General features: G+C 40.0%; 26 protein-coding genes and 1 tRNA gene. 7 read left to right on the top strand and 20 right to left on the bottom strand.

The window, feature by feature from the left end:
* Positions 1-72 precede the first annotated feature (72 nt).
* The 6 genes from ACKWCA_RS23315 to tgt form a co-directional block, all read right to left on the bottom strand.
* Positions 73-1,338, bottom strand: coding sequence for an asparagine synthetase B (locus ACKWCA_RS23315; protein ID WP_413980653.1), 1,266 nt, complete (start codon positions 1,336-1,338; stop codon positions 73-75).
* A 75-nt stretch (positions 1,339-1,413) separates the two neighbouring features.
* On the bottom strand, positions 1,414-2,964 hold the full coding sequence (gene dnaB / locus ACKWCA_RS23310) for a replicative DNA helicase (protein WP_413980652.1): 1,551 nt from the start codon (positions 2,962-2,964) through the stop codon (positions 1,414-1,416).
* 167 nt (positions 2,965-3,131) lie between these two features.
* Positions 3,132-4,085 carry an acetyl-CoA carboxylase carboxyltransferase subunit alpha gene (locus ACKWCA_RS23305; protein ID WP_413980651.1) on the bottom strand — a complete coding sequence of 318 codons (954 nt, stop codon included), beginning with the start codon at positions 4,083-4,085 and terminating at the stop codon, positions 3,132-3,134.
* Positions 4,086-4,136: 51 nt separating this feature from the next.
* Positions 4,137-5,030, bottom strand: a complete 894-nt coding sequence (locus ACKWCA_RS23300; RefSeq protein WP_413980650.1) for a DMT family transporter — start codon at positions 5,028-5,030, stop codon at positions 4,137-4,139.
* Positions 5,031-5,036: 6 nt separating this feature from the next.
* Positions 5,037-6,116: an LptF/LptG family permease gene (locus ACKWCA_RS23295; RefSeq protein ID WP_413980649.1), complete on the bottom strand. Its 1,080-nt coding sequence runs from the start codon at positions 6,114-6,116 to the stop codon at positions 5,037-5,039.
* Positions 6,117-6,118: 2 nt separating this feature from the next.
* On the bottom strand, positions 6,119-7,249 hold the full coding sequence (gene tgt / locus ACKWCA_RS23290) for a tRNA guanosine(34) transglycosylase Tgt (protein ID WP_413980648.1): 1,131 nt from the start codon (positions 7,247-7,249) through the stop codon (positions 6,119-6,121).
* A gap of 240 nt (positions 7,250-7,489) precedes the next feature.
* Here tgt and ACKWCA_RS23285 point away from each other — a divergent pair, with 240 nt between their 5' ends.
* From ACKWCA_RS23285 to ACKWCA_RS23275, 3 genes are all read left to right on the top strand, one after another.
* On the top strand, positions 7,490-8,335 hold the full coding sequence (locus ACKWCA_RS23285) for a transketolase (RefSeq protein WP_413980668.1): 846 nt from the start codon (positions 7,490-7,492) through the stop codon (positions 8,333-8,335).
* 76 nt (positions 8,336-8,411) lie between these two features.
* Positions 8,412-9,365: a transketolase family protein gene (locus ACKWCA_RS23280; RefSeq protein ID WP_413980647.1), complete on the top strand. Its 954-nt coding sequence runs from the start codon at positions 8,412-8,414 to the stop codon at positions 9,363-9,365.
* A gap of 50 nt (positions 9,366-9,415) precedes the next feature.
* Positions 9,416-10,027, top strand: coding sequence for a porin family protein (locus ACKWCA_RS23275; RefSeq protein ID WP_413980646.1), 612 nt, complete (start codon positions 9,416-9,418; stop codon positions 10,025-10,027).
* An 82-nt stretch (positions 10,028-10,109) separates the two neighbouring features.
* Here the strand turns inward: ACKWCA_RS23275 and ACKWCA_RS23270 are convergent, their stop codons facing one another.
* Positions 10,110-11,066 carry an FKBP-type peptidyl-prolyl cis-trans isomerase gene (locus ACKWCA_RS23270; protein ID WP_413980645.1) on the bottom strand — a complete coding sequence of 319 codons (957 nt, stop codon included), beginning with the start codon at positions 11,064-11,066 and terminating at the stop codon, positions 10,110-10,112.
* Positions 11,067-11,144: 78 nt separating this feature from the next.
* Here ACKWCA_RS23270 and ACKWCA_RS23265 point away from each other — a divergent pair, with 78 nt between their 5' ends.
* Both ACKWCA_RS23265 and ACKWCA_RS23260 read left to right on the top strand, forming a co-directional pair.
* Positions 11,145-11,534, top strand: coding sequence for an RNA-binding S4 domain-containing protein (locus tag ACKWCA_RS23265; RefSeq protein ID WP_413980644.1), 390 nt, complete (start codon positions 11,145-11,147; stop codon positions 11,532-11,534).
* A 50-nt stretch (positions 11,535-11,584) separates the two neighbouring features.
* Positions 11,585-12,082: a phosphoribosyltransferase domain-containing protein gene (locus ACKWCA_RS23260; protein ID WP_413980643.1), complete on the top strand. Its 498-nt coding sequence runs from the start codon at positions 11,585-11,587 to the stop codon at positions 12,080-12,082.
* Here the strand turns inward: ACKWCA_RS23260 and ACKWCA_RS23255 are convergent.
* On the bottom strand, positions 12,074-12,589 hold the full coding sequence (locus tag ACKWCA_RS23255; RefSeq protein ID WP_413980642.1) for a shikimate kinase: 516 nt from the start codon (positions 12,587-12,589) through the stop codon (positions 12,074-12,076). The genes ACKWCA_RS23260 and ACKWCA_RS23255 overlap by 9 nt on opposite strands.
* A 139-nt stretch (positions 12,590-12,728) precedes the next feature.
* Between ACKWCA_RS23255 and ACKWCA_RS23250 the strand changes: the two genes are divergently transcribed.
* Together ACKWCA_RS23250 and ACKWCA_RS23245 are read left to right on the top strand one after the other, a co-directional pair.
* Positions 12,729-12,801, top strand: a tRNA-Lys gene (locus tag ACKWCA_RS23250).
* A gap of 225 nt (positions 12,802-13,026) precedes the next feature.
* The gene (locus ACKWCA_RS23245; RefSeq protein WP_413980641.1) at positions 13,027-13,143 is read left to right on the top strand and encodes an Arm DNA-binding domain-containing protein; all 117 of its coding nucleotides are present in this window, start codon (positions 13,027-13,029) and stop codon (positions 13,141-13,143) included.
* Positions 13,144-13,197: 54 nt separating this feature from the next.
* On the opposite strand, the gene ACKWCA_RS23240 is transcribed toward ACKWCA_RS23245, so the two are convergent.
* From ACKWCA_RS23240 to ACKWCA_RS23185, 12 genes are all read right to left on the bottom strand, one after another.
* The gene (locus tag ACKWCA_RS23240) at positions 13,198-13,854 is read right to left on the bottom strand and encodes a head GIN domain-containing protein (RefSeq protein WP_413980640.1); all 657 of its coding nucleotides are present in this window, start codon (positions 13,852-13,854) and stop codon (positions 13,198-13,200) included.
* A gap of 105 nt (positions 13,855-13,959) precedes the next feature.
* Positions 13,960-15,453 carry a S41 family peptidase gene (locus ACKWCA_RS23235; protein ID WP_413980639.1) on the bottom strand — a complete coding sequence of 498 codons (1,494 nt, stop codon included), beginning with the start codon at positions 15,451-15,453 and terminating at the stop codon, positions 13,960-13,962.
* Positions 15,454-15,544: 91 nt separating this feature from the next.
* Positions 15,545-16,102, bottom strand: coding sequence for a hypothetical protein (locus ACKWCA_RS23230; RefSeq protein WP_413980638.1), 558 nt, complete (start codon positions 16,100-16,102; stop codon positions 15,545-15,547).
* A gap of 14 nt (positions 16,103-16,116) precedes the next feature.
* Entirely contained in the window at positions 16,117-16,389 is a 273-nt protein-coding gene (locus ACKWCA_RS23225; RefSeq protein ID WP_413980637.1) for a cupin domain-containing protein, read from the bottom strand.
* A 12-nt stretch (positions 16,390-16,401) separates the two neighbouring features.
* Positions 16,402-16,560 carry a hypothetical protein gene (locus ACKWCA_RS23220; protein WP_413980636.1) on the bottom strand — a complete coding sequence of 53 codons (159 nt, stop codon included), beginning with the start codon at positions 16,558-16,560 and terminating at the stop codon, positions 16,402-16,404.
* Between the two features lie 18 nt (positions 16,561-16,578).
* Positions 16,579-20,097, bottom strand: coding sequence for an ABC transporter permease/M1 family aminopeptidase (locus ACKWCA_RS23215; RefSeq protein WP_413980635.1), 3,519 nt, complete (start codon positions 20,095-20,097; stop codon positions 16,579-16,581).
* A 22-nt stretch (positions 20,098-20,119) separates the two neighbouring features.
* Complete coding sequence (locus ACKWCA_RS23210; RefSeq protein ID WP_413980634.1) at positions 20,120-21,613, bottom strand: S41 family peptidase; 1,494 nt, start codon at positions 21,611-21,613, stop codon at positions 20,120-20,122.
* 14 nt (positions 21,614-21,627) lie between these two features.
* The gene (locus ACKWCA_RS23205; RefSeq protein WP_413980633.1) at positions 21,628-22,509 is read right to left on the bottom strand and encodes an ABC transporter ATP-binding protein; all 882 of its coding nucleotides are present in this window, start codon (positions 22,507-22,509) and stop codon (positions 21,628-21,630) included.
* Position 22,510: 1 nt separating this feature from the next.
* Positions 22,511-22,741, bottom strand: coding sequence for a hypothetical protein (locus tag ACKWCA_RS23200; protein ID WP_413980632.1), 231 nt, complete (start codon positions 22,739-22,741; stop codon positions 22,511-22,513).
* Between the two features lie 146 nt (positions 22,742-22,887).
* Positions 22,888-23,619: a hypothetical protein gene (locus ACKWCA_RS23195; protein WP_413980631.1), complete on the bottom strand. Its 732-nt coding sequence runs from the start codon at positions 23,617-23,619 to the stop codon at positions 22,888-22,890.
* A 59-nt stretch (positions 23,620-23,678) separates the two neighbouring features.
* Entirely contained in the window at positions 23,679-24,851 is a 1,173-nt protein-coding gene (locus ACKWCA_RS23190) for a helix-turn-helix domain-containing protein (protein WP_413980630.1), read from the bottom strand.
* 88 nt (positions 24,852-24,939) lie between these two features.
* A complete protein-coding gene (locus tag ACKWCA_RS23185) occupies positions 24,940-25,377 on the bottom strand; it encodes a hypothetical protein (RefSeq protein WP_413980629.1) in 438 nt (145 codons plus the stop codon).
* Positions 25,378-25,415: the final 38 nt, after the last annotated feature.

Raw genomic sequence — 25,415 nt, 5'->3', positions numbered from 1 at the left:
GAAGTATTGCGCTTCAACCATCGCAGTTTTTACTTCGACTTGGACGCTGGTTTCTTTATTCAAATCCATTGCTCAGGTTTTCTGCTTCTTTTTCTGTGCGGCAGGAAACAGGACATTGTTCAAGATCAACCGGTACCCTGGAGAGGTCGGATGTAATTCCAGTTCTGTTTTTGGGTCCCCTACCCGATGCTGGTAGTCTTCGGGATCATGACCTCCGTAAAAAGTAAAAAAACCTTTTCCCTTGATGCCATGAATATACCGTGCTTCTTCATTGGTTTTATTCTCCCCCAACACCAATACGGTTGGTTTTACACTCCTTCGATCGAATGCCGTAGTCTGCCCCATGAAGCCTTTGACCAAAGCAGTATGGTTCTGACATAACATGGTCGGCACGGGATCCCATTTTGCGGAGAAATCCATCAATGAAAAATAGTCCGATTCCTTTGCCACATTACCGCGTCTTTGCGTCATATCGATACTTGAAAACTCATATTTCAATGGACTACGTTCTAGGGTAAAATCGGTAAATGCGAATGTTTTATCGAAATTCAGTCGGCTTTGGTAATTGGCGTCGGAAGGGTCACCATCGAACATGGGCTCACAAATATCAACATCATCGGATGCAGAAAGGGCGATATCGAAACTGTCGGTAGCCGAACACATTGCGAACATGAACCCCCCGCCGATGACGTACTTTCGAATTTTCAGTGCTACGGCCCTTTTCTCTTCGGATACTTTGGAATAGCCTAATCTTGAAGCGAGCGCTTCAGCTTCCTTTTTTTGTTCTATGTACCAAGGCGCGGATCTATAGGCTCCATAGAACTTACCATATTGGCCCGTGAAATCTTCATGATGTAGATGAAGCCAATCGTAGAGCACTAATTTATCATCTAAAACATCTTCATCGTAGACCGTTACATAGGGAATTTCGGCATAGGTCAACACCATCGTCACGGCATCATCCCAGGGCTGGTTGCCCTTCGGCGAGTACACAGCGACCTTCGGAGCTTTTTCCAACACGACTGCCTCTTGATTTTGGGAAGGACTACTGATCTCTTCTAAAATACTTTGCGCCTGACTATCGGACACTATCTCAAAAGAGACCCCACGTATTTGGCATTCCTTTCGGATACTTTCCCCGTCGGGTAATAAAAATGAACCTCCTCGGTAATTCAATAGCCACTGCACTTTTTGCTGTTTGGTCAAGACCCAATAAGTAATTCCATAGGCTTTTAAATGGTTCTTTTGACTCTCTGCGTCCATGGGTATCAAAATGGAGGATGCAAAAATCTGAGTTGAAAAAGCAAGAAGGAAAAGGGAGCAAAAGAGTTTTTTCATACCGCACTTAAATGTCGCTTATCCAAAGATAAACGAAAAATTGCGCTACGGTATTTTACAAGGCGTTAAAGAATATTAAAAAGGGACGTCATCGTCTTCCCCAAAACCCGAACTATCATTCATTGAACTCCCAAAAGCGGTATTGGCATCGGGCAGATTTTTAGTCAAAAAAGTATTGTCTTCACCATCATTCATCTTCGACTGGAATTCAAATGGAGAATCAAAATCATCCAAATTGTCGAATTTACCCAGTTGTCCAATGAACTTTAGCCGTATGTTCTCCAAGCCTCCATTACGGTGTTTGGCGACAATAAACTCGGCCTGCCCTTGGGTTGGTGTACGTTCTTCGTCATCCCATTCATCAATTTTATAATATTCAGGCCTGTAGATAAACGAAACGATATCGGCATCTTGTTCTATGGCACCGGACTCCCTTAAATCGGAAAGCAATGGTCGTTTACTGCCCCCACGGGTCTCAACGGCCCGTGATAATTGAGAAAGAGCAATCACTGGCACGTTCAGTTCTTTCGCTAACGCTTTTAAATTTCGAGAAATCGTCGATATCTCTTGTTCACGATTACCACCCTTTTGGCTTCCACCGGCTGTCATCAACTGCAGGTAATCAATAATAATCATTTTGATTCCGTGTTGAGAAGCCAGTCGTCTTGCCTTGGCTCTCAAGTCGAAAATCGATAATGATGGTGTATCATCAATAAATAATGGGGCTTTTTCCAACTCCTTAACTTTAACACTAAGTTGCTCCCATTCGTGCTTTTCTAATTTACCGGTTCTTAATTTTTCCGAAGACAAGCCTGTTTCCGAGGAAATCAACCTGGTAATCAATTGCACTGAAGACATTTCACAAGAGAAAAAAGCCACAGGTGTATTGTGATCAATAGCCATATTCCTAGCCATTGATAAGGTCAATGCAGTTTTACCCATACCTGGGCGCGCCGCTACAATAATCAAATCACTAGGCTGCCATCCAGAAGTTAGTTTATCGACCCTGTCAAAGCCTGAGGGTATTCCGCTCATACCCTCTTTTTTTGAAATCTCTTCAATCCGTTTTTTCGCTTGGATGACCAAATTCTGTGCAGTCTCTGCGGATCGTTTTAGGTTGCCTTGCGTAACATCATATAACCTTGACTCGGCATTGTCCAATAAATCGAAAACATCCGTTGCCTCATCATAGGCCTCTTCGATAATCTCGTTGGAAATCTTTATCAGACTGCGTTGAATGTACTTTTGCAGGATAATCCTCGCGTGAAACTCGATATGGGCCGAAGAAGCCACTTTTTGGGTAAGTTTGATCAAGTAAAAATCGCCTCCGATCGACTCTAACTTCCCATCTTTCCGCAATTGCGAGGAAACGGTTAATAAATCGACTGGTTCAGAGGTTTCGAACAGTTTGAAGATGGCCTCATAAATATACCGATGCGCATCTTTATAAAAAACTTCAGGATGTAAGATATCTATTACCTCATCAACACCTTTTTTATCAATCATCATTGCACCCAACACAACCTCCTCTAAATCAACAGATTGAGGGGGTATTTTACCTCTTTCCAAATTGATTAGGGTAGATTTGTCGATCTTGCGACCAATAACTGGGTTCGGTTTCTCCATGGGGACGAAAGTATGCAATTAACCTTAAGTTAACATGGAATATGCGGCTTGCGATATTCACAGTTGTTAAACAATTCGGTGTTTATAAGTTACGATTTTGTGTTGATAACAAAAAAAATCCGAGGAAAGAATTCCTCAGATTTCAGTGGGCTTGTTAATTACTGGGGCTAGCCGTTAAAGACTCCCATTTCAGCATATTTATCCATGCGATTTTTCACGAGTTCTTTTGGGGATAACTTTTCGAGTTCCTTATAATGGGAACCGATCTTGTTCTTTACGATTTCAAAGGCTTTAGTTCGATTGCTATGGGCACCACCTGCCGGTTCGCGGACAATCTCATCAATAAGCTTTAGTTTTTTCATGTCATTAGCCGTCAACTTAAGAGCTTCGGCAGCTATTTCCTTATACTCCCAACTTCTCCAAAGGATTGAGGAACACGATTCTGGGGATATGACAGAATACCACGTATTTTCCAACATCAATACCCGGTCACCTACACCAATACCAAGGGCACCTCCTGACGCACCTTCACCGATAATCACCACGATAATGGGTACTTTCAAACGGGTCATTTCAAGAATGTTTCGGGCGATTGCCTCGCCTTGTCCCCTTTCTTCGGCCTCAATACCTGGATATGCACCAGGAGTATCCACCAAACAGACCACGGGAATACCAAATTTCTCAGCCGACTTCATGAGACGCAACGCTTTACGATATCCCTCGGGATTGGCCATACCAAAATTTCGATATTGTCTGGTTTTGGTATTATACCCTTTTTGCTGCCCTATGAACATATAACTTTGATCGCCTATTTTTCCCAGCCCCCCTATCATCGCCTTGTCATCTTTAACATTTCTGTCACCATGCAATTCCAAGAAGGTATCGCCACAAATAGCATTGATATAATCGAGGGTATACGGGCGGTTCGGATGCCTTGAAAGCTGAACCCGTTGCCAGGCGGTGAGGTTTTTATAGATATCCTTTTTCGTCTCCGCTAGCTTTTTTTCAATTTGTTTGCAGGTTTCCGTCACATCAACGTCACTCTCTTGACCGATGATCATACATTTGTCCAACTGCTCTTCGAGTTCCTTGATGGGGAGTTCAAAATCCAAATATTCCATGTTGTAGGTTTCGTTAGTTTAACTCGGCAAATATAAAAATAAAAGGCTACGCTAGGCGCGCTTCTCTTTTTTTAATCGATCTCTATTCTTAAGTATACCGTTGGCAATGACCGTAGCAAGTATAATCAGAGCGCCCAAATAAAACATCGGGTTCATTTTTTCTGCTTCCCCCAGGATAAAGAAGGCGAGCACGATCCCGTAAACGGGTTCAAGGTTTACGGTCAGCACAACGGTATAGGGTGTGAGGTATTTCATAACATGTACGCCACCGATAAAGGCGTACGCCGTACAAATGGAGGCAAGAATGCCCATGAGAATCCAGTCATTTTCAGAAAGTCGAAAGAGGTCTACGGTGAATGCGCCTTGAACTCCTAAATAAACCGAAATGAGCACTGCTCCGATAGCCAATTCATAAAATGAGATAATCGTCGGTTTTTCCGTGACGACCAACTTACCGTTAAGCAATGTAAACACTACTCCCATAAAGGCCGAAAGCAGTGCAATGGCCATGCCATAGGCATATTTAGACTCCACTTTGAAGATCAAGACCAAACCCAATACCACAACGAGGCCAAAAACAAGTTCATACCCTATAATCTTGCGCTTATATAAAATCGGCTCTAATAAGGCCGTAAAAAAAGCACCAGTAGACATCACCGCCAAGGCTATGGATACATTGGCGACCTTGATGGCCAGAAAAAAGGTAACCCAGTGCAGGGCCAAAGCTCCGCCTGCGGTGGCTAAAATCAAGAAGCTTCTCTTCGATACTTTTAGCGAATACCTCCGTATACCTATGAACACCATAATTAGTAGTGCCGCAATGCCCATGCGGTACCAAACGAGGGGTAAGGCTTCTATCGTGATCAGTTTACCTAGAACAGCGGTAAATCCCCAGATAAATACAATAAAATGTAGATGAAGGTAATTTCTCAGTTTTACGCCCATCGAGGATCAGCGTTTTGCTTTTTGCAACAGATAAAATGCGAGTATCCCAAAAAGAGTATTCGGCATCACCACGGCCAATAACGGATCTAATCCTGCTTGTTCGGCGAGCGTACTAAAGATTCGATCAAAAAAGATAAAGACAAAGGCCACTACAATTCCGAAGGCCAGGTTGAGTCCCATCCCTCCCCTGCGTTTCATAGAAGCCACTGCCACTCCGATAATGGTTAGGATGAACACAGAGAGCGGCAACGCCCATCGCTTATATTTCACAAGTACGTAGGCATTGATGTTGGAGGCCCCTTTCTTCCGTTGATCTGCAATGAACTTGTCAAGTTCTAAAAGGTTCTTGGTTTCGGCAACATAAGAGACCGGTGTCAAATCATCTATTTTGAATGCGAAAAGAGTGTCTAATCGTCTCTTGGTTTCAATGATGGCCGTATCGCCCAGCATAGTTCTTTTTTTAAAGGTAGTCAAGCGATAATTACTATCCTTCTCGATCCATCTGATATTGGCCGCCGACATTTTGAAATCCAATGTATTGTCTTCATTGAAGCGTTCAAAGGTGAAGTTGTATCCGATCTTTCGAGCGGGGTCAAAACTACTGACGTAAATAAAATCGCGTTCATTCAGCTGATTGTAAATATTGGTCGTTACCCGTTCTTCCCCTCCCCTTTTTAAATATTTGTATTTAAACTCGTTAAAACCCTTGCTAGCGGAGGGCACTACGAACATACCCATTAATAAAACGGCCACGGCAACGATAGAAGCTCCTATCAAATAAGGTCTGAGAAACCTATTGAATGAAATACCAGAGCTAAGCATCGCAACGATCTCGGTGTTACTTGCCAATTTGGAAGTGAAAAAAATAACGGACAAAAACAAAAATATGGGTAATAACAGACTACCGATGTAAATACTAAAATCACCCAGATAGGCCAATACTTCATTTAAAGGTGCCTCACGCTCTTGTATTTTTCCAATCTGCTCTGCGAGATGCGCCATAATACCGATAGGAATGAACAATAAGAGCATTACGGAGAACGTAAGCAGGTAACGCTTTAATATGTACCGATCAAGAATACCCAATTTTATAGTCGTTTGTCCATTTGTTTGACCATCTTATTTTTCCAATCCGTGAAATCCCCGGCCAAAATATGTTTTCGCGCCTCTCGCGTTAGCCACAAATAGAATCCTAAATTGTGGATTGTCGCGATCTGCTTGCCCAGATATTCGTTTGCGGCGAACAAATGCCGCAAATAGGCCTTGGAATACTCTTTATCAACAAAGGTAATACCCATTTCATCAAGAGGGGAAAAATCATCTTCCCATTTTTTGTTCTTGATATTCATAGTACCGTGTGCTGTAAACAACATTCCATTTCTGGCGTTCCTCGTGGGCATCACACAGTCGAACATATCAATGCCCAAGGCGATATTTTCAAGAATATTTATGGGGGTGCCAACACCCATTAAATATCTAGGTTTGTCTTCCGGCAAAATTTCGGTGACCACTTCGGTCATCGCATACATTTCTTCTGCGGGTTCACCAACCGACAACCCCCCAATGGCGTTTCCTTCCGCTCCGGCGTTCGCAATGTATTCTGCTGACTGTCTTCTCAAATCTTTATAGGTCGACCCTTGTACTATAGGGAAAAATGTCTGTGCGTAATCATATTCGAGCGGGGTTTTCTCTAAATGGGCGATACATCTATCAAGCCAACGGTGTGTCATATGCATCGATCGTTTGGCGTAGGTGTAATCACAAGGATAGGGGGTACATTCATCAAAGGCCATAATGATATCCGCCCCGATGACCCGTTGTATTTCCATCACATTTTCAGGGGTGAAAAAATGCATGGAGCCATCTATATGCGATTTGAATTTCACGCCTTCTTCCTTAATCTTGCGATTCGCCGAAAGGGAATATACTTGATACCCTCCGCTATCGGTCAATATATTTCTATCCCATCCCATAAACTTATGCAAGCCGCCGGCCTGTTTGAGAATATCGATTTTTGGGCGTAGAAATAAATGATAGGTGTTCCCTAAGATGATATCTGGGTCGATATCTTCCTTTAACTCCCGTTGGTGCACTCCCTTTACGGATGCAACAGTTCCTACAGGCATAAAAATAGGGGTTTCTATAGGGCCGTGGTCGGTAAGCATTCGCCCTGCGCGCGCGCGACTATTAACATCTGTATGTTCTAAGGTAAACTTCATCGAATTGAACTAGCGGCAAAGATATAGAACTCCACCCCATATTATACTAAGGAAAAAATAAAGTTCAAGTCTGCAACTGAATTCGATCTTGAATTGGAGTGTCACGCTTGGGCTTGCTTTTAAATTTGTATTTGTATTTAAATTCCGACCGAACCCTAGTTGATAAAATATGATAACTCCGACTTGTCTACCCAAAAGATTGCCATTACTTTTGAAGCCAATAAATCAGATAGCTACAACATGCCAGAATTAAGCAAATTACAAGACCTAGTTTCGCAGACCAGAAGGGATATCTTGAGAATGGTCCACAAGGTAAATTCAGGCCACCCCGGTGGCTCCTTGGGGTGCACCGAGTTTTTCGTTGCGCTCTATCACGAACTTATGGAGCTCAAAGATGGTTTCGATATGGATGGTAATGGAGAAGACCTGTTCTTTCTCTCTAACGGACATATTTCACCTGTGTACTATAGCGTGCTTTCAAGAAGGGGTTATTTTCCGGTTGAGGAACTGAACACTTTTCGCTTGATCGATTCGCGTTTGCAAGGGCACCCGACTACACATGAAGGGCTACCCGGTATTCGTATTGCTTCGGGTTCTTTAGGACAAGGAATGTCAGTGGCTATTGGAGCGGCCTTGGCCAAAAAATTAAATAATGACGACCATTTGATCTATAGTCTGCACGGGGATGGCGAACTTCAGGAAGGTCAAAATTGGGAGGCCATTATGTACGCTGCCGGAAACAAAGTGGACAATCTGATCTCTACCATAGATGTCAACGGTAAACAGATTGATGGTGCGACCGATGATGTACTACCTCTTGGTGACTTGAAGGCCAAATTCGAAGCATTTGGTTGGGACGTTCTCGAAATCAGTGAAGGGAATAATCTTGAAGCCGTTCTGACAGGCATGAACGAAGCAAAATCAAGAACTGGCAAAGGAAAACCCGTTTGTGTTCTATTACAAACCATGATGGGTAATGGGGTAGATTTCATGATGCATACCCATGCATGGCATGGTAAAGCACCGAATGACGAGCAACTGGAAAATGCGCTCTCGCAAAATGCGGAAACTTTAGGGGATTATTAGAACCTCTTGACCCCAACAGGGCGATTTAAAATTATTGAAAAGATTCCCGCCTTAGCGGAAATGAAATTAAACTACAATGACGAAATACACAGACCAAGGAAAAAACGATACACGAAGCGGCTATGGTGCCGGAATGACCGAATTGGGTAGAACCAATCCGAATGTAGTGGCCCTTTGCGCCGACCTCGTGGGTTCGCTAAAGATTCAGACTTTCATAGACGAAAACCCTGATCGCTTTTTTCAGATCGGTATTGCCGAGGCTAACATGATGGGAATCGCGGCAGGTTTGACCATCGGTGGTAAAATACCGTTCACCGGTACTTTCGCCAACTTTTCCACAGGTCGGGTGTATGACCAAATACGACAATCGATTGCTTACTCCGGTAAGAACGTTAAGATCTGTGCTTCGCATGCCGGGGTTACTTTAGGTGAAGATGGGGCTACCCATCAAATTTTAGAGGACATCGGATTGATGAAAATGTTGCCCGGTATGGTGGTCATCAATCCCTGTGACTACAATCAAACCAAAGCCGCTACCATAGCGATCGCGGATTACGAAGGGCCCGTTTATTTACGTTTCGGAAGACCGAAGGTTGCCAACTTTACCCCGGTAGACCAAAAGTTCGAAATAGGGAAGGCCGTATTGCTTTCCGAGGGGACCGACGTGACCATTGTTGCAACGGGCCATTTGGTATGGGAATCGCTTTTAGCGGCAGAAGCTTTGGAGCAACAGGGTATTTCGGCCGAAGTCATTAACGTACACACCATCAAACCCCTCGACGCCGAGGCCGTTTTAAAATCGGTACAAAAGACAGGTTGTGTAGTTACCGCCGAAGAACACAATTATCTTGGCGGACTCGGAGAAAGCATTTCTAGGGTACTGGCGACCCAATATCCTGCTCCACAAGAGTTCGTGGCAACCAATGATACTTTTGGCGAAAGCGGTACTCCGGACCAGCTTATGGAGAAATACGGATTGAACAATAAAGCCGTTGTAAAGGCCGTTTTAAAAGTATTGGAAAGAAAGTGAATGGTGGTATCGTTTTTGATATCACTACTGATATTTAAAACGAACACATTATGAAAAGAGTATTTCTAATTGCCGTTATGGCATTGGCAAGCGCTACTGCATTTGCACAAAAGGATTCCGGCTTTGGAATCAAAGGTGGACTTAATTATAATCAAAATGGAGATTTAATTGCCTCAGTTGGTGATGCCGCTTCGGACATTGTCGAAGGATCCAGTGGAAAAATAGGCTATCACTTCGGTGTATTCGGTAAAATTGAATTGGCTAAAATCTACATCCGGCCAGAGGCAATCTACACGAGAACCACCAGTACGTATGATGTAAATGGCATAAGTACTGATTTTGACATTACTAAAATAGATGTACCCGTATTATTGGGTATCAATTTGGTTGGTCCACTACATATTTTTGCTGGTCCTGCCTTTCAGTACCAAGTGGAAAATGATTTAGAGGGGTTCAGTATCAACGAGGCAGAAAATGATTTTAGCGTTGGGCTTCATGCCGGCCTTGGAGTAAACCTGGGTCGATTAGGTCTCGATGTACGCTATGAAAGAGGTTTTTCAGAGAATGAAGCGAACTTTATCGGAACGAATGTAACGAATGTTGACGGCCGTGTGGACTCAAGACCTTCGCAAGTTATCTTTAGCCTTTCCCTTAAGATTTAAACCAAAGAAAGAAGAAAAATAGTCCTATAAAACAACGCCCCGCTTAAGAAGCGGGGCGTTGTTATTATCCTTTATTTTCAAATCAATTATCGTTATCGAGGTGGTCGTAAATACCATCACCATCAGTATCCTTGAATCCTACAAAATTGCCATCGGCATCCAGTTCAATCTCGTCAATGGTTGGAATTCCATCCGCGTCATCATCGGAATCATTATGGTTTGCCAAATATATGCCTAATGGTTCTGTATCCTCATCGGTATTATCATTATTCAAATCACCGTCACCGTTTAAATCCTCTAAAATCGAAGGAATACCATCACCATCAAAGTCTGTGTTCTCCACAAAGGAAAAGCTATCAACTTTAAAAACAAGTGGAGAATAGGCAGGTATGGTTCCAGAAGGGCCACGACCGTTACCATAGCCTAATCCAGATGGCATAAATATAACCCCTATGCCATAGGTACCAAAGTCAACAGTTCCATCACCATTGTCAACAATTTCTCCCCCCGATTTGAACTTGGTTATTCCCTGACCAAACCCTCTCACAGTTCCTGATAAATACAAGCTTAAAGGAGGGATAGAAGAATCGAATAAATTTCCATCCAAATAAGAACCTTCATAGCTGATAATCGCATTGTCTCCTATAGTTGGACTCTCACCTTCTCCAGGGCGGACTTCTAAATAATACAGTTTGTGGGGCACATCGTTTTCTTCTTCCAAACCGCTAAAATTGTCAGAGGATACTAAAATTATCTCCGATTGCACATCATCAATTAATGGTCTTTTAGAGGAATTATCCCCTGCAATCGTATCAATTACGATGTTGAAGTCGAAATCATCGGATGGATTTTCAAAATCCTCGTAATTATAAAAGTGGGTACTCAAATATTCATTAAGCTCAGTTTCATCCTCGGCAGCGACTTCACTTAAGAGTCTAGGAGGTACAACTTCAGCATCCAAGAGTCCATCGTCATCATTCCGACAGGAATACAAACCGATTACTAGAAGAAAAAAAATGGATAGCTTGTTCCTTTTCATGCATTCTGTTTTAAGAGCGGCAAGATACAATTTTCCCCTATTTTTGTGAGAGACCTTAACAAAGATTTTTAATTACTCATGCGCATTGATAAATACTTATGGAGCACTCGCTATTTTAAAACCCGAAATATGGGTACCATAGCTTGCAAAAAGGGCCAGGTCAAGATTAACGGGAAGATTGCCAAACCTGGACGGGAGGTCTACCACTTGGATGAAATTACAGTACGCAGAAATCAGATCAACTACCAGTTGGTGGTCTTGGATATTCCCAAAAGCAGGGTCGGTGCTAAGTTGGTCGATATCTATAGAAAGGATGTCACACCCAAGGAGGCATTCGAACATGATAAATTAGTACAGTATTCGAAAAATCAATACCGGCAAAAGGGAGAGGGGCGCCCGACCAAAAAAGACCGAAGGGATATCACGGAATATGTCGAAAACCCATTTGAAGATTCGGAAGAAGAATAATCGCCCTGGAAATCGATGTTTCTTTATCTTTGAGGCAAATACCATTTATCATGGAACAACAGATATTGTCACACCAGCAAATTCAACATAAAGTAAGACGGATCGCCTATCAAATTTATGAGGCCAATGTAAACGAAAAGGAAATCTTGATTGCCGGAATCGACGGTGATGGACTCAAATTCGCCAAAAAGATACAGGCCGTGCTTCAAGATATCACCAAAGCCAAAATATCCCTTTGCAAAGTAAGTATGGACAAAGGAAATCCGCTACAAAGTGGAGTAACCACTTCGATACCTGAAACGGACTATGCGAACAAATCGGTCGTCTTGGTAGATGATGTCTTGAATTCTGGCACTACGTTGATCTATGGGGTACATCATTTTCTCAAAACCCCATTAAAGCAATTGAAAACGGCTGTTCTAGTGAATAGGAATCACAAAAAATATCCTGTCAAGGCAGATTATAAAGGTATTTCTTTATCTACCTCCCTTCAGGAACACGTCAATGTGAGATTTCGGGCGAAAAACGATGTGGTGTATCTAGACTAAGAGCTTTTGAATTTCGGAAGTCACCTCTTCCACTGTTTTCCCATCGCAACCAATTGCATGATGCGCCTCTTGATAAAAGTTGTTTCTTTCGAATAGATGTTTTCCTAAAAATTCTGGCATTTCCGCCGCATCGAGATGTGAAATCAAGGGCCGCTCTGCTTTGTTAGGGACCAAGCGTTTTACCAATTCAGGAATGGATAATCTCAAATAAAAAACATTTGGACTAGCCTCTAAAATCGTCTTCATGTTACCACTATAACAAGGTGCACCACCACCTGTAGCCAATACCATTGGTCTCCTGTCATCTAACAACTCATTCAGATAATGGTGTTCTTTTTTACGGAAACGTATTTGTCCCACGGTTTCGAAAAGTTCGGTTATGGTACATTGCTCGCCTTCCTCGATAACGGTATCCAAATCTAAGAAGTTTATTCCCAGTTTTTCTGCAAGTGCTTTGCCTACGGTAGTTTTTCCACTTCCCATATACCCAACTAAAATGACTTTCATCCTTCTTATTTTGGGTAAAGTTCCTTTAATTCTTTGTTATATCAAAGATTTCTAAAATTTCTCTTCGATTGCACTTGTAGAATAAATGAATCGGCTTATATTTGCACCCGCAAACGAGGAATTATTGCATTGAAATTTTGACCTGGTAGCTCAGTTGGTAGAGCATCTCCCTTTTAAGGAGAGGGTCCTGGGTTCGAGCCCCAGCCAGGTCACTTTACGACCTTCATAATTATTCAAAAAGTCTGTAAATCGTTGATTTACAGACTTTTTTATTTTTTCTAGTATCATTTGATATCATTTAAAATCATCCAATTCGGTGCGCACTTATTGAATCCATAAAATGGACACCAGAAGGGTGTTAAAAAATTGTATATCAGATTATTACAGAAATATTTTTGTCAACTTAAAAAGGAAGAAAAAATGAAAAACAAGCAATTATGGCGTCCAGTTCATTCGCAATCTTAAGCTACCTAAGAACAGGCAGGTTAGATAATCGCGGTAAAGCCCCTATTTACTTACGAATAACTGTAAATGGTCATCATTCCTTGAAATAGAGCAAGGCAAGATAAGAAGTGGATTTTATAGTTCATGCTTTAAAATTATGGCTGCTAATTTGAATCCACAACTTCTCCTGACCCAGTATTTGAAACATCTAATGTTGGTGTGCCTTTGTAAAATATGCTGCCACTACCAGAATTTGTGCCTCTTAATCTGTCTGAACAATTGATTTCACAGTTACCCGAACCCGAATTGGCAACTGTGCAATTTTCTACCATAAAATTAAATCCTTGAAAGCTTCCTGAGCCTGAGTTTTTTAAAGTCAGAGATGTTCCAGAACTAGTAAATAGGACGTTGCCGCTCCCTTCATTATCTATTGTCATACTCGTCAAACCATCAAAACCTGCAGAGGTCATGTTTCCAGAGCCGGTATTCTTCAGTCCTTCCAAATTCGGAATTGTCACGGAAACTGTAATCATAACATCAACATAAGTACTTTTTGGCATGTCGATTTTTAAAGTACCATTTTCAACTATTGTTTTGATAGAACTGATTACGTTATCATCAGCAGATAGTTTCACTTGTTGCGGTGAACCTTCCATAATAATGATATTAACGGAAGTAGGATTGTATACTTGGGTAAAATTGGCCAAGTTCCGACTTTCAGAAACTATGTTTCCTGAACCTCGCAAGGTATCATCCTTTGAACACGATAAACAAAGAAGCACTATCGAGAATGCTGTCATTAGTAAGTTCATTCTTTCCATTTTCAAGTGATTTTGATTTTCTTGACATTTCCAAATTAGGGGTTACAAATAGATTTAAAGTCCCAAAAGAAGTCGTGGGACTATTTTTGCAAATCAGAAAAATCTTTATTCTGGATGTATCAACTTCAATGTAAATTCCAAAACAGCATCCTCATTATTAATCTCTTGCATAACTGTGTTTCGCACCCAATGATTAGGAATGACGCCATGGCCTTCATTTTTATAAGAAACATCTGTGGTATAACTAACTAAGCAAACCAAGATGCGATTTTTTGAATTCGGTAATGTTAAGAATGTCTGTATGCCGCTTACGTTGGTAACGGGATTCCCACCTGTTTCTTCCCCCAGAAACACGGCATCTTTCAGATGTTCTTTTATGATACCACATACTTCTCCTGTTGCGGAAAAAGACCAACCATCAATTAGGACATATAAATTACCCCGGAAAAGGTTCTCCGATGGATATTGTGGTTTACCCCCAAATCCTGGTCGCTCTTTCATAGGATAAACCCCATTTACTTTCTCGTTGACAAAGTTTTTCTTGAATTCTGTCTTAGATATGATATTAAATTCATAGTATTCAGGATTGGGGAGTGCACGTATGTTGGCAAAAACCTCTTTGTACAAATAAAAAGGCTCTTTAACAAGATGTCTTAACAACTCTAATTGAGGTCTTACATCCCCGCCTTGATTCCCTCTTAAATCCAAAACTAGGTTATCGATATCTTTATCTTTGATGGTTTTAAAAGAGCTTTTAATGAATTTAGCAAAGCGTTGACCATCCTCGCTTTTAATACCATTGTTAAATTGACTCACTTTAAGATACGCTGTTCCATTGATTATCTTAAAAGAATGGGGTTCTGGTTTTTCTCGCCACCAAGGAACAAATTCAATATCGAAACGTTCTTTTAACCTTTTTTTGAATTCTGATTCCTGAATACCGTCTACTTTAAAAATAAAATTTTCACCATCCGGACTAACGATTTCTAAATCATATTTCTCAGCATCTCCAAGAAAGTGTGTAAATAGCAATCTATATTCTTCTTCCACAATTTCACGAGGTCTTGTATTGTTATTTCCATCTTTGAACCATCGGTCTACCATATGGTTAAAGATTTCCATTGCGGGTTTACCATTTATTGACTTCAATCGGGAACCTTCTTTTAGTTGAGTTTGGTCAGAAACATTATGTAATATATAAAGTTGATTTTCATAAAAATAAAGGTCCAAAGGCAACAAACTGGCATTTGTTACAACATAATCTTCCCATGCGGAGGAAGGCACCAAAATTGAATGCCCATTTTTTATCAGGCTGGAAAGTGGAGCAATCAAACGAAAAAAATCAATGGAGTTCATATCATGTGTAATACCATTCTTTACTTGTTCAAAAAAAACATCCACATCCGTCTTGGTCTTATAATTATATAACCCTGGCTGTGCCTTTTCAAGATTACTTTTTAAAATCTCAAGATCCTCAAGCAGGAGTTTTTTTTCAATTATTGGTACAACCTTCTCTATTTCGTTTTGGGCCAGCAAAGCATTGCTCATCGTAAATAAGGAAAACACAAATACTAATGGATACAATCGATTCAAATTCATGTGAACGCTTGATTTTATAATTTAAAATAAAAACAATATAAGACGTTGGTAGAAACCAAAAGTCCCACGAAAAGCAATGGGACTTTTTCTATTATAATTTTTCTGGAATATCATCAGACTTTCGAATGCGCCAAGCATCATCGTATATCGAACGATAAATGATTTCATAATCAAATTCGTTTCTTTCTAGTTTTCTCAGGAATTTCTCCGTTTTGATATAACGTTCTCCCGAGCCGCCAAATTTTACGGCTATCCTTTCGGCGTTTGCTGGAATGGCCAAACCTGTATCAATACTTGCACTAGCAAGTACTGCAATACTATCATTTTGAAAAAAATCCGTTTGGAGGAAATCAGCAAAGTCCATTTCATAGATTTCCCCTTTGTACGAAATTTTCATTTCCTGAATAATTGCAGGGCCTACACCATAGTTATTTAAAGTTAGCGTAATGAAATCCTTATCGGGATTATACCCTGTTTCAATGTATAAATAAGGCATAACCGACAAGTGACTTTGCTTCTCTATGATACTTGTTTGTTTTGCAAAGACCAAAAGCGTAAACAAACTGATAAAAATCGCCGTAAGCGTAACGACTCTGTCCGGCGTCCAAAACTTGTTCTTTACCATCTTACCGATGAACCATTTCTTCATTGCCCTCATTTGAATTATTGAAATGACTTTTCCTCAACAATACTCTTAAATAATACATGACCATTACTGTCCCAAGCTCGCCTAAAACCCTTGGGGATAGTGAAGAATTCATACGAATTGAAAATTTGAGCACCTTCCCCTTCTGCTTGGACATTGGCCAAACCGTTCAGCATATACACAAATTCATCAAAGGCAAAATTGCTCCTCGAAGTTTTCCACGATTCACTTGACACAGTATACATACGAATGCCTGCACCCTGGAATAGTCTTTTTTTAAAAAATTGCATGTCCGGTTCATTCTACAGTTTGACTTGCTGAAGTACAATACCCCATACCGTTTCTTTATTCAGTAATATGGGGGCAATGACTTTTGTGGTATCCGTTTGAGTTAGTCCAATTGCGCCGCCTATAAAAAATAGCAGAAAGATGATGGAATACTGCCGATATGATTTTCTCATTGACCAGTGTTTCATTTTTTAGAGTTCTATTTGGTTATCACTAACATTTGCATCCATCAGCAGATAGTTCGGATCGATGACTATTTTCGAAGGTGTCTTTTTTAAAATGATGGAAGTACTCTTTTCCGCTTTTGTTACTTTCAATTTGTGTATACGCATTAGATTGTTCTCATCATCAAAAATCCCGACTTCAATATAATCATTCAGGGCTAGTGCTTTGTCTTTGGACCCATTGCCATATTTTCGGATTGAAAAATCGAGCTTAAGGAAATAGGCGCCATTATCCATAGGTTTTACCACAGCGTTTTCAATCTTGTTATCATAAAAAGTTACTGTCTCAAAAATATCTTTGATCACATATTGTAAGGAATCGGGTGTAGCTTGCTTTAAACGTGCTACCAGTTCAAGTGATGTTGGGTACGGTGGGTGCTCTTGAAGTCGATAATCTTCCAAAAACTCTTTTAAAACTTGATTGAGTTTCTTTTCCCCTAAATATTGTGCCATGGCGTTAAAGGCCATTGCTCCCTTGCCATAAAAAAGATATAGTTGTTCTGCGGCAAGTACCAGGGGTGGTTCTTCCCCCTGCTCGTTTCTTCTTCCTTCAAGGTAACGTTCACGCTGTTTTTTTAAAAATTGCAACGCTATTTCTTCACCATAGTGCTCCCGATAGATGTTCAAGGTGATGTACTCGGTAATGCTCTCGGACAACATACGTGAGCCCAAGGCATCCGCACCGGCTACCTGATTTCCCCACCATTGATGCGTGAGCTCATGGGCAGCGACGTAAAAAGCCAAATCAACCTTTTCATCTGCAGTGTTGGTATTTGCAATAAATCGAATCTCGGACATAGGGATACTATTAGCCATGGTCGTGGCATAGGTACCTTCAGAATCGGGGAATTCGATGATTCGTGCTTGTCGATGCTGGTAAGGACTAAAATACTTGGTATTATAATCCAAAGCGGCTTTTAAGCCCTCGATCATTTCATTAAGATTATAGGTATGGGCCTGATGGTGGTATATTTCCAGATCGATACCCTTATATTTTTCCTTTTTAATTTCATAACGTCCGGAGTTGAACCCTAAAATGTATTTTATTTTGTTGCTTGTTTCATATTGGAAATACCTCCGGTCATTTTCCACCCATTCTTTTACAAGATACCCTGGAGCCAGTGCGATTTGGTCTTTGGATGTGCTAATGGTACCTTCAAAATCAATTAAATCGGAATCAATGGCTCCATAGTTGTTCTTTAAGGCCATACTATCGCTAGGATGTTTTTGTTCCTTGGCAAAAGAATACCCCAATCTTGGAAATAGGTCATTCAACAAAAAAGTGCCGTTTTGCAATACATTTGAATTCCGTTCAAATAAAGTGTTCTGGATATTTTGAACGGTAAAACCGAGTTGCACACTATCTCCGGGGGAAATGCTATTTGTTAACTTTATCACCTTGAATTTCATAAGGGTATCCTCGGCTATCGTTTTATAAGACCCGTTCAATTCAAGTGCAGTGACTTCATCAAAACCCGTTTTTACCAGCAAGGTATCGATTGGTTTTCTGGACTTATTAACCAAAACATAGCTTCCTTTTGCTTTAAAAGCACTTGTCTCGGGGAAGATATTGAGGTCCAATTTCATTGCCGTAATTCTTGGTTGGTTTAGTTCACTATATCGTTCGAATGCTTTCTTGAAATTATCGAGTATTTCTTTTTGAGCGTTTGAAGCAGTAGTATCCCATTTCACTCTTTCTTGAGCACTATGTATCTTAAACCCGAGTATGGCAAAACAAAGTAGTGATAGGCCGAGCATATAGAAAATGGGCTTCCTGAGGCGTTCCTTAGCTATCTTCAATCGTTGAATAAACGATTCGGGAAGTCCTCTTACCCATAGTAAAAGTGTCAAAATCAAGAGTATACTCGCGAATGAGAGCCAGTAGCCTTCTACGAGAAAATGAGATTCTAGTGTTTCGGCATACCCATTCATGTCAGAATAATCAGTTTTCGGCGGGGTATTGAACAAAAGCAATATTGAGGTAATACCTGCTTCAGGCAATCCGCCAACCCCAATCCAGCCTATGATAAGAATGAACAGCCCCAAATAGAGATTGGTAAAGAGGGTTTGAATGAATACCGCCGCAAAACTCCATATCACCAAAACCGGAAAGCGCAACACATACAATTGAAATAGGTACAACTCCAACTCAAAATTGTAATAACCGTTAAAAAGCTGAACACCTATACCCGCGACCATCAAGATGAGCAGCAGGATGGTTTGCATTTTCATTAAGGCCAAAACGTTTGAAAACAGCAGTATGCCATTGGAAACAGCGGTTGTATCAATAAGTTGGCCCATCTTAGCAGCTTTGGAACGATGTACCAGCATTCCCGCATACAAGAAAGTAGTAAGGATCATAACCATATTAAAAAACATGGCTGGAATAGTGAGTACCACTTTGGTGGTCGGCAGCATTGCAATCTCTTCAAAATTGGTCACCTTGGCGATTGCAAATAAAACGGCTAAGATTCCAAAAAAGACAAGTACTAAAAACATCCAACTTTTTACCATGTATCTTAATTGTACGGAAGAAAGGTGCCATGCCGTTCGCAACTGCTGTTTTCTCGAAAAATCATACTTCACTTCTGAAATTTTCACTTTGGAAACACGGGCAAAATTAGATTTGGATGGAACGTTCACTTTCCTTTTTTTGAACAAAAGGGCAGATGCGTGCTCACTAAAAGAAAACTTGTGATAGGTCATCGCAAAAATCAAGATGCAACATACTAGCCAGAAAATCCTATTAAAAATCACTACCGCAGAAACAGGAAGTAATTTTGTATTCCTGTCCAGTAGCGTCCAATTTTGAATGGCATATTCCTTGGTGTTTTGGGCAAAAGGATCTAGAATGGACATTAGGTACACCTGCTCTGTTCCTCCCAAAGCATTTTCAACAATCAGTTGAAACAAGAAAATGACGATAACCGTTATAAAACCAGCATAAATATTCCGGGTCAAGGTGACCACTGCAAAAATGATAGTACCAAAGAAGAAAAGTGTTGGAATCACATAGACTAAATACGCCTGAACATATGCTAAGGCAGATAGGGGTCCTATTTTATTCTTATGAAGGCCCGGCATTAATTCGCCTATAAAAAAAGCAATGCCTACCGAGAGGGAAACCAATAGCACAATACAAAAGGCACTTAAGAACTTACCCAAAAGATAACTCGATTTGTTCATGGGGAAGGTGTAGACAATCGAGTGCATGTTATACCTATAGTCTTTGCCTATGCAAGAGCCAATAATAGCCGGTAACAAAAACATAAAAATCTTAGTGAAATACTGCAGCATGTAATTTAACTCATAGGAGGAGTTTATTACACGAGCCAATTTCTTAGTGTCTTCTGGGGACGGGTCGAAAAAGCCCGCTGTACCGATAAAAGTAAGGAAAGCGAAACCAAAGAATCCAAAAAAATAGATATACGTGACCGGCCTCCTCAGCCAATAGTTGATTTCATATTTGAAAATGTTTTTAAACATAAGACCTATACCGTATGGCTTATTATTTTGTTCTATTGTTAATGAAATCCAACGTCCATTGCATGACACTATCTTCTCCTATTAGCTCTTGCTCAATTGTATTCTTCACAGGATAATCCGGTTTTGCCCCATAACCATCATTATCAAAATTCACGTTGGTTTCAAAACAAATTAAGGACTGCCTAACCCGAATCTTCGAATTGGGCAGGCTCATCATTATCATAACCCCACTTGTATTTTGTGTGGGATTGCCTCCTGTTTCTTCTCCGACAAAAACAGCGTCCTTTTGATAGCTTTTAAGCATGCCGGCCACCTCACCGGTTGCAGAAAAAGACCTTCCATTCGTCAATACAAATAGATTTCCGGTAAATACATTGGGAGCAGGTTGTGTTGGGGTCCAAACAAGACCGAATTTCTTTTCGGCAGATTCTTTCAGTGTATAGATAGTTCCCTTTTTTTCAAGGAATTTACCCAATCGCTTATTCAAGGCCGCCCCATGCTTTTCGTATAAATCTATATGAGCTATTTGGTTTGTAATACCATACACTTTTCTATACAGTACAATGGGTTCATTTATCAAATGGGACAAGAGTGCTAGTTGCGGTTTCGGGTCACCTCCCCCATTATCCCTTAAATCCAAAATGAGGTTTTTCACCCCGGTCGTTCGAATTTTCTGAAAAGCAGCCTCATAAAACTTGGGGTATTTGTTACCGTCATCCCCTTTACTTCCCTCATCAAATGTGGGCACTTTTAAAACAGCTGTTTCATTGGAGATTTTGAGCGATATTGCATTACTATCCTCATCCATGTACCAAGGCAGGCGCTTTAGACCATATCTGCTCAATGCAATGGCATTCAGGGTTTCATTTAATAGTGCTTTTACCTTTACACTTCTTGCAACCCCGTTAACATCTTCTAATTCAATTTCAAATTCCAACGGAACGCCTTTGATATTTGGATAAAAGTTCGAAAAATCGCTACTAATTTGAAATGCAGGAAATGTTCGATTATGCCCATCGGACGTCCAATTATCTATTAATTCATTGAAAATATCACCGGCCAACTCTCCGTTAATGGTTTTAATCAAAGACCCCGGTTTTACACTTTCATCATTGGATAAATTTCTAAGGATATATAATTTATTATTGACCCAATAGGTATCAAAAGGGAAAATAGGAAGCTCTTTTTCCTTGATCTGGTCCCATCGTTCCGAGGGAATGATCATCGAATGCCCATTTTTTATCTTCTGCTGTAAAGGAGCCACCAATCGATAAAATTCAATGTCGTACATGGGCCGGTTCAATTGCTCTCTGATTTTTGCAAAGGCAGCATCCATCTCTTCTTTTGAAGTATAAGTATATAGTGCTGCATGAACGGTTTCCAATTGATATTTGAGCATTTCCAAATCTTCATGAAGCTCTTTAATCGGAATCAAATGCCCTAACTGCTTCGCCGTCTGGGCATGTGATATTTCTAAGAACAGAGAGCAGATAATGAATAAAACTATCTTTTTCATAAATTATAATTGGTTTATTTGGTATTATCTTTTTGTAAGGCAATGAAATAAACATCTTCTAGATTCGGTTGCGCGGCCCGGAAAGATTCGTGAGGAATTTCTTCTGAGAATACCCGTATACTAATCGAATTATCCTGATTATATCCTGAGGAAAGTACCTGATACTCATTTTCATGCCATTCCAAATCCTTAGAGAGGATTGTTTTGCTCCATATGCTGGACTTTATTTTGGAAATTGCAGTTGAAGGTTGCCCGTGTTGTAGAATGCGCCCTCGGTTCATGATGGCCATATCGGTGCACAATTCCTTAATATCATCTACGATATGGGTAGAAAATATAACCGTATTGGTAGTACCCACCTCCCGCAGCACATTTAAAAAGCGGTTGCGTTCGGCAGGGTCTAAGCCCGCGGTAGGTTCGTCAACAATAATCAGTTGGGGATTGTTCAATAGTAACTGGGCGATCCCAAAGCGCTGTTTCATTCCCCCCGAGTAGCCGCTCACGCTCTTTTTTCGAACATCGCACAAATTGGTCAATTCCAGCACCTCTTGAACGATTGTATTTCGTTCTTTTTTTGAAGCGACGCCTTTGAGTACTGCAAAATAATCCAATAGTTTTTCTGCGGATATATTAGGATACACGCCAAAAGATTGTGGCAAATACCCTAGAACCCTTCGAATAGCCATAGGGTCATCTAAAATATTGATCTCGTCAAAAGCGATCTTGCCGCAATCAGGATTTTGAAGTGTGGCAATAGTGCGCATCAAGGTAGATTTTCCTGCACCATTCGGCCCTAAAAGCCCGAACATTCCTGCTTCGATTTCAAGGTTAAGATCGTTCAAAGCCTTTAACCCATTGGTATAGGTCTTGGTAAGATTGGAAATGGATAATTTCATACTAATGAAGGGCATTTTTAAGGTTGGCCGACATCATATTCACCAATTCGGCTTTCTCCTCTTCACTTAAAAGAGAAGCATCTTCAGTTAGCTGTTCCACATTTTGTAGGCTTTCCAAATCCAAATGATCTACATACACTTTGGCCACCTTTTTAATGGTAGGATACAATGCCACTGTCATCTGCATTGCAATAAAAAGAAAGGCAAGTACACTATTGATTACTTTTTTCATAGTTATTGATTTGAAAAAAAACTCCTACAGAAACCCTAAAACAATGCCTCTTACGTGTATTAAGGCTTTTAGGTTCTAAAGGAGCAATTTAAGATATGATTCATTCATAAAAGTCCCATTAAAAACAGTGGGACTTGCTAAATGGGTTATTTCTGATAATTAGAACAGAGGCTTTTTCTCGAATCTAAAGCAACACGTTCTGTATTGAAGTTTTTTAGTAGAAAGGTATCAAATGATATGACTTCCTTTTCGAGCAAATACTGTACGTAAGTCATATACCTGAAGTATTTGAAGGACGGAGAATCATTATTGTCGGTGGCTTCACAGATTTGCCTCCATCCCAATTTTTCATCATAGGAACTTCCTCGAGCAATATAATCGCAATAGCCCTCATTCTTCCAGGTAGGAAGTAATCTGTATTTGAGAAAGCTAAGTTCATCTTCCAGTCCCACATGGGTAGTCTCGTGAGCAACGACTCCGCTCAACATTCTAACATTGTTTTCAGAGCCATTTCTTTTGATTTCATTTATATCGATAGTTGACCGGGAAAGAAATATATGCTGGGTTACAGGATACGTAACCGCAAAAGACTTTCGAGAAAGTGGGGCAAAAAACGTGAACTCTTTAAAACTATCGCAGAGAAAAATCCTTTGCTCCTTCTCCGGATCAAAAACCTCCGAGGAACTTAGTAATTTTAGAGATTTATCAAGAATAATGGCTATTTGATTTATGTCTGTCTTCTCGGAATGATAATACACCCTAAAGTTTTGATACTCCAGGGTATTCGAAAATAAAATTTGAGGAAAAAGCAGTAGCATCGCATAAATAATCGCCAAACCACCAAAAACAAAATTTCGAATTCTTTTCGATATCTTCATAATTGGGTATTCATAGATTGTGATAATCTATAATTATTTAGAGGGAAAGTACGATCAAATTACCTAACTAAGGTCTCGTTAGAAACAGTGGGACATTTCTCTGAAGACATTTTCTTCTTGTAAGCTGTAGGTGAGCTACCGGTTTCTTTTTTAAAGGCACGGTAAAAACTGCTTTTAGAGTTAAAACCGCAGGTATAGGCAATACCAAGCAGTGTATATTTTTCGTTATCCTTCGATTTCAATTTTACCTTGACTTCCTCTACGCGATACTTGTTAATGAAGTCATAGAAGGAAATATTCAAGGAATGATTGAGTAATGCAGAAAGTTTTTTATCTGAAGTCCCAATGTTTTCCGCCAGCAGGCTTAAGGTCAATTCTTGCTGCAAGAAAGGTTTTTCTTTTTCCAAAATAGATTCCAATTTTGATTTTAAATCTTTTTGCTCTTCGTACGTAAGAATTGTTTGAATATTAGTATTTGCCCTTTCATCTTCATCCAAATTAACCAGAAGAAAATCCGGCAAATAAATCCTTGATTGACGTAAGCCATGATACCCCAAGTAAATAGTCAATAGAATTAGTAGACTTAATGATATTATTCCGATATCCCAGGTCATCGCACCAATAAAGAAAATTCGATAATTAACTACAACCAAGTCAAAGAGCACCATGAGAAGGCTAATGCTTAAAAACTTACTAATCCAACCAAAATTAGCCTTCTTAAAACTTGAATAATTAGATTTCATTTTTTTCTTAAACCTCCTAAAAAGTCGTATCGAAAGAAAAATATAGAGAAGCCAAAACAGGTCTTTGACCACGGCCATATAGGCCGTACCATGAAACAAACTGAGATAATCAAAAATAGGTTCTCCCATTAATCTACTAATCAATATAGGAATAGAGAAAAAAAGTGCGTAAACCAGAAAAGGAATGAAATGAAATCTGTTTTTCTTTATTAAGTTTTTGTCTTTTATAAATATTGATTTGATGTAGATAAACAATAAAGGCCCAAGAACAAATCTGGCTCCTCCTTCAAATAGATTGGTCACCAAAAAAACTGGTCTAATTTGATGAAGCGATGCTGCCATTGTAACAATCAGAAGGAGTATAATACTCAAAAATAGCATCAAGATATTTTGAGGAATTTTTCGCTTTTTACTCAAGGCAAGCATAAACAGGATTACCGTAGTAACCGCAAATCCTGATACTAAAATAAAGTCGGCTAATAGTTTCATTGCAAGCAAATATGCTAAAAAATTGGATATTGCCCTCTAAAAGAGTGTTGGGGCAACTCAGTTAAAAGACGTGATTGACTGAAAATTGTTACAAACCATTTTTTCCGCGAAGAAATTCTGTTAAGCTAAAAACCCCTTTTGTTTCCGTAATGTTGCTAGGTAATTTGCTTCGGAAGTTTGTTTTAATTCTGAAATGTTTGATTGAAACCATTGCAAGTTGCAAAGTTGATTTGCTTTTGTTCATTATATAGTACACATATAATTCGCCTTTTAAGATTGGCGCTTTGTCAAGGTTCAAGTACAATAAGCCGTATTCGGTAATTGCTGCATAGTGGTTTCCATATCCCAAATAATAGATCTTGTTCGATTTTAAGAAACCGTCCGAATCAGAAGTTAGAACACCTATCATAGTATTTCCCCGATACGGCTTCACTTTTCTATTGGAGCGAAAGGCCAATTCAATAGGCGTATTCAATTGTTGCCATTCGAATAGAATGTACCGAAATTCGAATACTAATAAGTTCATTTAAAATAATTGTTCAATCCGGTGCGTTATTCGGTGCG

Source organism: Maribacter corallii, assembly GCF_047345415.1.
GTDB lineage: Bacteria > Bacteroidota > Bacteroidia > Flavobacteriales > Flavobacteriaceae > Maribacter_C.
Note: the sequence above shows the minus strand (reverse complement) of the source record. Positions and strands in the feature narration are given on the sequence as shown.